General features: G+C 65.2%; 4 protein-coding genes. 1 reads left to right on the top strand and 3 read right to left on the bottom strand.

Annotation, left to right across the window (positions count from 1 at the left end; translation table 11 throughout):
• Positions 1 to 199 precede the first annotated feature (199 nt).
• Positions 200 to 772 carry a hypothetical protein gene (locus tag CDO81_RS27375; RefSeq protein ID WP_088486435.1) on the top strand — a complete coding sequence of 191 codons (573 nt, stop codon included), beginning with the start codon at positions 200 to 202 and terminating at the stop codon, positions 770 to 772.
• A gap of 20 nt (positions 773 to 792) precedes the next feature.
• Here the strand turns inward: CDO81_RS27375 and tnpC are convergent, their stop codons facing one another.
• The 3 genes from tnpC to tnpA are packed head-to-tail and all read right to left on the bottom strand — an operon-like array spanning position 793 to position 3,129.
• Positions 793 to 2,376, bottom strand: a complete 1,584-nt coding sequence (gene tnpC, locus CDO81_RS27370; RefSeq protein ID WP_088486434.1) for an IS66 family transposase — start codon at positions 2,374 to 2,376, stop codon at positions 793 to 795.
• Between the two features lie 55 nt (positions 2,377 to 2,431).
• Complete coding sequence (gene tnpB / locus CDO81_RS27365) at positions 2,432 to 2,767, bottom strand: IS66 family insertion sequence element accessory protein TnpB (protein WP_088486433.1); 336 nt, start codon at positions 2,765 to 2,767, stop codon at positions 2,432 to 2,434.
• Positions 2,764 to 3,129 carry an IS66-like element accessory protein TnpA gene (gene tnpA / locus CDO81_RS27360; RefSeq protein WP_144397452.1) on the bottom strand — a complete coding sequence of 122 codons (366 nt, stop codon included), beginning with the start codon at positions 3,127 to 3,129 and terminating at the stop codon, positions 2,764 to 2,766. Before tnpA ends, tnpB begins: the two co-directional genes overlap by 4 nt.
• Positions 3,130 to 3,216 lie beyond the last annotated feature (87 nt).

Below are 3,216 nucleotides of genomic sequence, written 5' to 3'. Positions count from 1 at the left end.
GGTAAGCGCTCAGCGAAGTCATGTTGACGGCCGCGTTTAGGGGACGCGCAGATCGCTAACGAGGTGAGCGTGTCCCGGGAAGCGCAGGAAGACGGCGGTCTGATAATTCGCTTCTTCTGCGCCAACGGCGTTGACCAAGCTGAGGCGGCATATTTGGCGCGCCTGGGCAGCTCTCCCATTTGTCCTGAATGTTGCGCTCATGACCCGTCTCCGGTTCACCTTCGCTTCCTGCCTGTTGTTCGCGATCTTCGGCCCCCTGGTTGCAGTCCTGACCTACGTCGCCTTGCTCGCCGCAGACAAGCAAGCGATCTATTTGCAGGGAGGCGGGACGCTGCTTTTGGTTGGCTATGCCTACTTGTTCGGTGCGCTTCAGGCTGTCCTCTACGGCGGTCTGACGTGTGTGGGCTTGCTCGGCATGGCGCGCTTCTGGCCTTCGTTGGTCGCAGGTTCTTCGCAACTGCGCCGGACACTGGCCGCCCAGCTGATGGGCCTCATAGTCGTCTTGCTACTGCAAGGACCGCCGCTGATTCTTCGTGGCAAGAAGGTCCTAGCTGGTGGCACCGACTTGCTGGCCAGCGTTGCAAAGGTGTGGGAGTTCGAGAGGAGCGGGACAGCGTTGATTGGGCTTGTGCCGTTCGTAGCTTGGTATCTGTTCCCAACGATCATTTGCGCATCCCTCGTTGGGTGGCTGCTGGTCCCTCGACTCAGCCGTCAGTCGGCTTCAGGATCGCAGGCGCCTCAGACGCAAGTGCATGGCCTGAACGAAACCTAGGAGTTGGGCTGCCCGGGCGCCTACTGGACTGCACATGACGTCCAGTTGTGGGGAAGCAACTCGTTGATCGCGTTAGCGCGCTGCGTCGGGAGCCGCCGCAAGACGTCCTTCAGGTATGCATACGGGTCATGCCCGTTCAGCTTGGCCGTCTGAATCAAACTCATGATGGCCGCGGCGCGCTGCCCGGCGAGCAGCGTCCCAGCGAAGAGCCAGTTCTTGCGCCCCGTGGCCCATGGCCTGATCTGCTGTTCGTCGAAATTGTTGTCGATGGGCAAGGCGGGATCGGCGAGGTAGCGTGTGAGCGCCGCCCAGCGGTTGAGGCTGTAGTCCATGGCCTTGGCAGTGGCCGAGCCATCCGGAACCTTCGGCCGGTACTCCAGCAACCACTTGTGCAGGGCCTGCGCGACCTGTGTCGCGCGCGTTCGTCGCTCTCGCAGCCGATCCTCGGCTGGCAGGTCCTTCACTTCCCGCTCGATGCCGTAGAGCTGCCCGATGAGCTCGATGGCGGTGGCCGCCAGGCTGCTCTTGTTGGCCAGGTGCAGTTCCACGAACTTGCGCCGCGCATGGGCCATGCAACCCACCTCAGTGATGCCGCCGTCGAGGAACAGCGCCTTGTAGCCGGCGTAGTCGTCGCACACCAGGCTGCCCTTCCAAGCGCTCTCGGTGCCGTGACCGAGGAAGGTCCGTGGATGCTGGCCCGAGCGGCTCTCGGTGAAGTCGTAGACCACGGCGCGCATGGTCTCGAAGGCACCGCTGGCGTAGGACCAGAGATAGGCGCGATGCGTCTTGCCGGTGCCGGGTGCCAGCATGGCCACCGGCGTCTCGTCGGCATGCAGCACTGGAAGGCGAAGCAGGTCGGCCTTCATGGCATCCACCAGCGGCTGCAGCCGTACACCGCACACGCCCACCCAAGCCGCCAGCGTCGAACGTGGGATGGCCAGGCCAGCGCGCTCGAAGATGGCTTCCTGGCGATAGAGCGGCAGGTGGTCCGAGTGCTTGGCGATCAGCACATGAGCGAGGAGGCCCGAGGTGGGCAAGCCCTTGTCGATGATCTCTGCTGGCACGGGCGCCTGGGTCAAGGTGCGGCACTTCGCGCAGGCCCACTTGCCGCGCACATGGCGTTCCACGGTGAAGCTGCCGGGCGTGTAGTCCAGCTTCTCGCTGACGTCCTCGCCGATGCGCTTCATCTGGCAGCCGCAGGGGCACGTCGTGTCGCTGGGTTCGTGGCGCCGCTCCACGCGTGGGAGATGGGCGGGCAAGGCGGCGCGCTTGGGTCGCTCGGGAGTCGGCTCCGTGTCCTTGCGCTTGGCGGCCATCAGCTCGGCCAGCTGTGCTTCCAGGGCGGCGAGGTCAGCATCGACCGCCTCATCGAAGAGCGCCTTCTGTTCAGCGTCGAGCTGCTCGCTCTTCTTGCCGAACTTCACGCGGCGCAGTTGCGCCATCTCGAAGGTCAGCTTCTCGATCTTGGCGTCGCGCCATTCAATCTCGTGACGGTCATGCACCTGGCGGTCCAAGAGCGCTCGCACCTTCGCGCCGATGTGACCAAGCCCCGCGGCTTCCAGCGAGGCGATGTCTTCGGCACTGAGGGACGCGGCGACTGCCATGACGGCAGTGTGAGACGTGCGCCGGCCACGCGCATCGGCGCGAGCACCAATTGCGTCACAGCAGCCGGATCGCGCCGTCGTCTTCCACGCGCTGCCACGGCAGGCCCAACACCAGGGCCTGCAACTGGGGCTGAGTCAGCGACATGTGCTCCATCGAAAGGTCGCGAGGCCACACGAAGCGGCCTTGGTGCAGACGCCGCGCTGCCAGCCACACGCCCAAGCCGTCATGCACGAGCACCTTCATGCGCGTAGCCCGCCGGTTGGCGAAAAGGTAGGCATGGTGCGGCTTGGCGCCGCCAAAGACCTGCACAACGCGGGCCAAGGCGGTCTCGGTGCCAGCGCGCATGTCCAGTGGCGTCATCGCGAGCCACACGGCGTCGATGCGGATCAACGCAGCAGCTCGCGCATCCAGGCCGCACACGCATCCGCAGCGCTCACCGGCCACGTCACCGCGACGACGGTCGAGCCGCGGCGGACCTCGATGCGGATGGGCTCACCGCTCGGCGCAGCCGGCGCGGATTGCGCCGGCATCGGCAGCGCGATGAAGCCAGCGGTATTGGCGCTGACCGCAGTTGCGTCGGCAGGCGGCTGAGCCCTCTCATGCACCCAGCGCCGCAGCAGGTTGGCGTTGATCCCGTGAGCCATCGCCACAGCGGCCATCGAGACACCCGGCTGCTGCGAGGCTTGCACTGCCTGCGCCTTGAACTCCGCGCTGTGAATTCGCCGACGGCGGCCTGGTGCTACCTGGTCCATAGTGCGTACGTATCCATCAAGTCGTTGATGGATACGAGCATCCTAGGGCTGCCTCAGCGGATCAACATGCCTTGGCTGGACGCTTAC

Source organism: Roseateles puraquae (assembly GCF_002205845.1).
GTDB lineage: Bacteria > Pseudomonadota > Gammaproteobacteria > Burkholderiales > Burkholderiaceae_C > Pelomonas > Pelomonas puraquae.
This window is presented reverse-complemented; position numbering and strand designations above follow the sequence as displayed.